A 5,440-nucleotide genomic window follows, 5' to 3' on the forward strand; every position below is an offset into this window, starting at 1 on the left:
GTGTCAACCGGCGCGCAAAACTGACCCCCTATCGGCGCCCAATATTGACCCCACCTTTCGGCAGCGCGGCGGTTATCCCGGTAGTCGATAGGAGGGGCCCACGGACGACGACGCGCACCGTCAGGTGTGCTGGCGGCGGCGTCCGTGGGAGGTCCCTGTTGACCCACCGGGTTAACCGCCGGGGATGGGGGTCCGGGGGAAGGGGTTTTGGGCTCAGTTCCGGTTTTTGAACCGCCAGCTGTCGTTGCCTGTCTCGATGATGTCGCAATGGTGGGTGATGCGATCGAGGAGCGCGGTGGTCATCTTGGCGTCGTGGAAAACGCTCGGCCATTCGCCGAAGGCAAGATTGGTCGTGATGATCACAGAGGTCTTTTCGTAGAGCTTGCTGATCAGGTGGAAGAGCATTTGGCCGCCGGAACGGGCGAAGGGGAGATAGCCCAGTTCGTCGAGCACAACGAGATCAAGACGTGAGAGTTGAGCGGCAAGGCTTCCGGCTTTGCCCAGACGTGCTTCTTCCTCAAGCCGGTTCACCAGATCAACCGTATTGAAGTATCGGCCTCTGGTGCCGGCGCGCACCACGGCCGCGGTAATGGCGAGCGCCAGATGAGTCTTGCCCGTGCCCGTTCCGCCGACCAGCACGATATTACGCCGCTCCGGCAGGAAGGAGCCGGCGTGCAGGGAGCGGATCAGCCCTTCGTTGATCGGCGTTCCGTCGAACATGAACCCATCCAGGTCCTTGATTGCCGGAAGCTTCGCCGCGGTCATCCGGTAGCGGATCGACGCTGCCTCCCGATGTGCAGTCTCGGCACGCAGCAGGTCGGCTAGCATCTCCATGATCGTTCTGTCGCGGCGGATGCCATTGGTGACGGCGTCATCGAAGGCAGTGACCATGCCCTTGAGCCCCAGCCCCTTGAGGGCTGCCACAATCTCATGCCGCTGCATTGAGGCCTCGCACCGTGTCGTAGCGGGCGCAGTCTGCAATCGGCGGATGCTTGAGCTTCAGGTTGACGACGACGTCCATGGCCTGGGCATCGCGAGGCTCACGCCGGCGGGACAGGATGTTGAGGATGACCTCATCGCTGACCGTTCCTGCGCTGAGGGCCTCGGCGACTGCGGCTTCAACAACCTCGAGGCCGTCGTCGGGAATGGCGGCCAGGACGCGCACGAAGCGGCGATCCGCATCATCGCCCTTACCCAACTTGCGCCGCAGCTCGGCAAGTACAGGTGGAAGATCCCAGTTCTGGAAGGGAGCGCCGTTCCGCAGGGCGCCGGGCTTGCGCGCAAGGATCGGCAGGTAATGCCAAGCGTCCGTAATCGTCTGGTTCCGACCAAAGACACGCTCGTGTTCGGCGATGACTGCACCATCCGAACGGATCACGATGCGCGTTGCGTAAGCACGTACCTGGACGGTTTGATGCGCCGCCTTTGCCATCACCGAGTACCGGTTGCGATCAAAGCTCACCAGGCACGTCGAACTCGCCACGTGCTCGCTCTCGAAGAACCCGTCGAACGGGGCGGGTAGCGGTTGCAGCATCGGCCGTTCTGCCTCCAATGCCTGTGCGATCGTCATATCCAGATCGGGATGCCCGTTGCGCTCTGCCCAGCGCCTGCACTCGGCTTCCAGCCAGATGTTTAGTTCCTCAAGGCTGGCAAAGCGCAGGCGCGGCTTGAACAGCCGTTCCCTGCTGGTCTGGACCTGGTTCTCGACCTGCCCCTTCTCCCATCCCGCAGCAGGGCTACAGGCCACCGGCTCCACGCCATAATGATCCGTCATGATCAGAAATCGTCGGTTGAACAGCCGGTCCTTGCCGATGAAGACCGTCGTCACCGCCGTCTTCATGTTGTCGTAGATACCGCGCGTCGGAACCCCGCCGAAGAAGGCGAAGGCGCGGGCATGAGCGTCAAAAACCATCTCCTGCGTCTCGCGGGGATAGGCGCGGACGAATGGCGCCCGTGACCAGCAAAACCGCATGTGCGCGACCTTCACCCGCATCGGCTTGCCCGCGATCTCGACGTCCTCGTGGCTCCAGTCGAACTGGTAAGCCTCGCCTGGCCTGTACATCAACGGGATGAACACCTTGCTCATATCGCCGGCGTCGGCGCGACGCTCACGCTTCCAGCGCGCGGCATAGCGCCGCACAGCGTCATAGGAACCGCCGAACCCTTCGCGCTGAAGGAGATCATGGATCCGCGTCATACGAAGCCGGTCACGCCGGGGCAGTCCTTCATTCTGCTCGAGCAAGTCTTCGAGACGAGCACTGAAAGGTCCGGTCTGCGGCCGGTGCTGTTCCTTACGCTCGTAACTGGCGTCCGCGTCCGGTGCCCGAACCGCCTTGCGCACCGTGTTGCGCGACAGCCGCAAATCCCGCGCTATCGCCTTGATAGGCTTCCCGTCCCGGTGCTCCCGACGGATCCTCGTAATCGTCTCCACAACCAACATCCCTGTACCCGCCGTCCGGAACCCAAACGGCGGCGCTTCTCATGATGAGATGAAGGGGGTCAATTTTAGACGCCGATCACCCCGCTAAGGGGGTCAATTTTGCACGCCGCTCCACATTCCTCGGACAGAACCGTCACTTTGGCATCCCAGAAGTCCTCGCCAGGCTGTCCGGCCATGATCTGACTGATCAGCAGCTTGGCACCATCATGCTCGACATGCGCTTCGTCATACATGTCATCCTCGATCTTGCCTTTGAGAGCCGGATAGAAAATTTCTTCCTCGATGATTGTGTGAATGATCAGCTCGGTGCAAATCTGCTTCGCAAGCGTCGCCTGCTTGGTCGGAGCTTTGGCGCTCTCAAATTTCTCGAACAGCTCTTCAACAGTACGGTGATCCGCCTTGAGCAAGGCGATCGCATCTTGCGCTTTCTTGGTCATGGTTTTTCCTTGGCTGTTATCGGTCGGCAGAGTTTGCCTGCCTTCAGCGACAACCTGCGATTTTGACTTTCGCTCCTGTTGCGGATCACTCGCAGAATCATGGCGCCTACAAATCTAGTTGGGGGTACGCGCCCATACCGCGATCGGGCTGCGGCCCAGATGAGTCGGTTTATATGGATCAATGGCGGGTATCGGCACCACTGGTTGCTGGCGCCACGTACGTTAAATGTCGTGAGTTGGTCGGCAACAGCAGGAAATTATCGGAACATGTGTCACATTTTTGCTGCCTCAACTTGGATGACGATCTAAGCAATTGAAATACCGCGCGGAGTTTGAGAGCCAAAACTGCGCAGTTCGGCAGGATACGCCGCTGCTATCTCAGGTCCCCGAGGTTATTACTGTGACGTTTAGCGAAAGGGACGCAGCATTGTCTCTAATCTCCATGCCGTGTGGTGAATGGTGCGTCCGTCCAGCGCTCTGCCGGGCGCTTCCGCTCGGGAAACTGCTAGGGCCACGAGAGGTTACCCCAGTATGGCCGGCAAGCGATCCTCTCCATCGACCGATCAGACCGACGCTCCACTCGCGCCGATGGAGGCGCTGCTGGTCGAAACGCTGCCGGAGCCACCGGGATGGCAATATGAGCCGAAGTGGGATGGCTTTCGCGCCCTCGTCGATCGCAAGGGCGAGGACATCGCGATCTGGTCGAAATCCGGCAAACCGCTGGGTCGGTATTTTCCGGAAGTGATCCAGCATATTCGCGCGCTGGACCAGAAGACCCTGCTGCTCGACGGGGAACTAGTCATTCCGATCGGCGATCGTCTCTCGTTCGATGCGCTTCAGGCCCGGCTTCACCCGGCCGCCTCGCGTATCGCCAAACTGTCACTGGAGACGCCAGCGCAATTGATCCTGTTCGATGCTCTGAGGATCGGCACGACGGATCTCAGCGCCAAGCCCCTCGTGGAACGGCGCAGCGCGCTTGAGGCGCTGCACAAGACAATTTTGAACCCCGCCCTGATCCTGTCTCCCGCGTCGCAGTCTGTGGATCAGGCAAGGACCTGGCTGACCGCGACCGGCGGCGCGCTTGACGGGGTGATCGCCAAGCCGCTCGATCAACCCTATCAGCAGGGTGAGCGGGCCATGCGGAAGGTCAAGCAGTTGCGTACTGCAGACTGCGTGGTCGGTGGTTATCGCACCAATGCCAAAGGCGAGGTCGCCTCATTATTGCTGGGCCTCTTCAACCATGACGACAAGCTCGACCTTGTCGGGTTCAGCTCGGCATTCCCGGCAGCAGAGCGCAAGGCGCTGGGCGAGATCGTCAAGCCGCACGAAGGCGGTCCCGGCTTCACCGGCAGGGCACCGGGAGGCCCCAGTCGCTGGAACCCGGAAAAGAGCGGCGACTATATCTCACTTGATCATGATCTGGTGGCTGAAGTGATCTACGACCAGATCACGGCCGGCCGTTTCCGCCACGGCACGCGCTTCCGTCGCTGGCGCCCGGACAAAGCGGGCCGGCAATGCCGCTATGACCAGCTCATCCGTGAGCTGAAACCCGCCGAACTGATGGAGCTGATCGCACCGAATTAGAGCGCGGGGGAACTGTAAAGCCGGACTACCGTTGAATAGAACAAACAGGAAACGAGAGAGTGATCATGACCGATCAGCTGCACAACCCCAAGCTCGAAGAGCACCCCGGCTCCAATACCGAAAAGGATCCAAGCGACTGGGTGTTGATTGCCACTGAGATGTGACCCGGGGTTTTCATTGAGAATTGACCCGGGTGGGTATGGGTTATGTGCTGCCGTATCCTGGCAGGTTCAAGATGCTGGCTTCTCCTTTCTGGCTTTTGGCGCAGCGGTGCTGGCACGGAAGCGGAAGCTGTCGTTTCCGGTTTCCAGGATGTGGCAGTGGTGGGTTAGCCGATCGAGCAACGCGGTGGTCATCTTGGCATCGCCGAACACGCCAGCCCATTCGCTGAAGCTTAGGTTGGTGGTGATGACGACGCTGGTGCGCTCGTACAGCTTGCTGAGCAGATGGAAGAGCATGGCTCCGCCCGATGGGCTGAAGGGCAGATAACCCAGCTCGTCGAGGATGAGCAGGTCGAGACGTAGCAGGCGTTCTGCCAACTGGCCGGATCGGTTCATGGTCTTTTCCTGCTCAAGCGCATTGACCAGATCGACCGTGGAGAAGAAGCGAACCTTCTTGCGGTGATGCTCGACGGCCTGGACGCCCAGTGCCGTTGCGATATGACTCTTGCCGGTTCCAGGCCCGCCAATCAGCACGACATTGTCGGCGTTTTCCATGAAGTCGCCTTGGTGAAGCTGGCGGACGAGGGCTTCGTTGATCTCGCTGGCGGCAAAGTCGAAGCCAGCCAGATCCTTGTAGGCCGGGAAGCGGGCCGCCTTGATCTGATAGGCGATGGACCTGACCTCGCGTTCGGCCATCTCTGCCTTCAGGAGTCCAGCGAGCATCGGCACGGCAGCATCGAAGGCAGGCGCGCCCTGCTCGATCAGTTCGTCGGCGGCCTGAGCCATGCCGAACATCTTGAGGCTGCGCAGCATGACGA

4 protein-coding genes and 1 pseudogene are annotated in these 5,440 nt (G+C 60.6%); 1 reads left to right on the forward strand and 4 read right to left on the reverse strand.

Going from position 1 to position 5,440, the window contains the following annotated elements; translation table 11 throughout:
• Window positions 1–213: 213 nt before the first annotated feature.
• The 3 genes and pseudogenes from istB (L284_RS41635) to L284_RS41645 all read right to left on the reverse strand — a co-directional run.
• A complete protein-coding gene (istB, locus tag L284_RS41635; protein WP_021234579.1) occupies window positions 214–942 on the reverse strand; it encodes an IS21-like element ISSsp4 family helper ATPase IstB in 729 nt (242 codons plus the stop codon).
• Window positions 929–2,440: an IS21 family transposase gene (gene istA, locus L284_RS41640; RefSeq protein ID WP_021234834.1), complete on the reverse strand. Its 1,512-nt coding sequence runs from the start codon at window positions 2,438–2,440 to the stop codon at window positions 929–931. The genes istB (L284_RS41635) and istA overlap by 14 nt, the downstream gene beginning before the upstream one ends.
• A gap of 116 nt (window positions 2,441–2,556) precedes the next feature.
• Window positions 2,557–2,877: pseudogene (locus L284_RS41645) on the reverse strand (hemerythrin domain-containing protein); the annotation flags it as partial.
• 531 nt (window positions 2,878–3,408) lie between these two features.
• Here L284_RS41645 and L284_RS41650 point away from each other — a divergent pair.
• Complete coding sequence (locus L284_RS41650; RefSeq protein ID WP_031342847.1) at window positions 3,409–4,461, forward strand: ATP-dependent DNA ligase; 1,053 nt, start codon at window positions 3,409–3,411, stop codon at window positions 4,459–4,461.
• Window positions 4,462–4,691: 230 nt separating this feature from the next.
• On the opposite strand, the gene istB (L284_RS41655) is transcribed toward L284_RS41650, so the two are convergent.
• On the reverse strand, window positions 4,692–5,440 hold a 749-nt coding region (gene istB / locus L284_RS41655; RefSeq protein ID WP_021233816.1), incomplete at its 5' end, for an IS21-like element helper ATPase IstB.

The organism is Novosphingobium lindaniclasticum LE124 (assembly GCF_000445125.1).
In the GTDB taxonomy this organism is placed as follows: Bacteria; Pseudomonadota; Alphaproteobacteria; order Sphingomonadales; family Sphingomonadaceae; genus Novosphingobium; species Novosphingobium lindaniclasticum.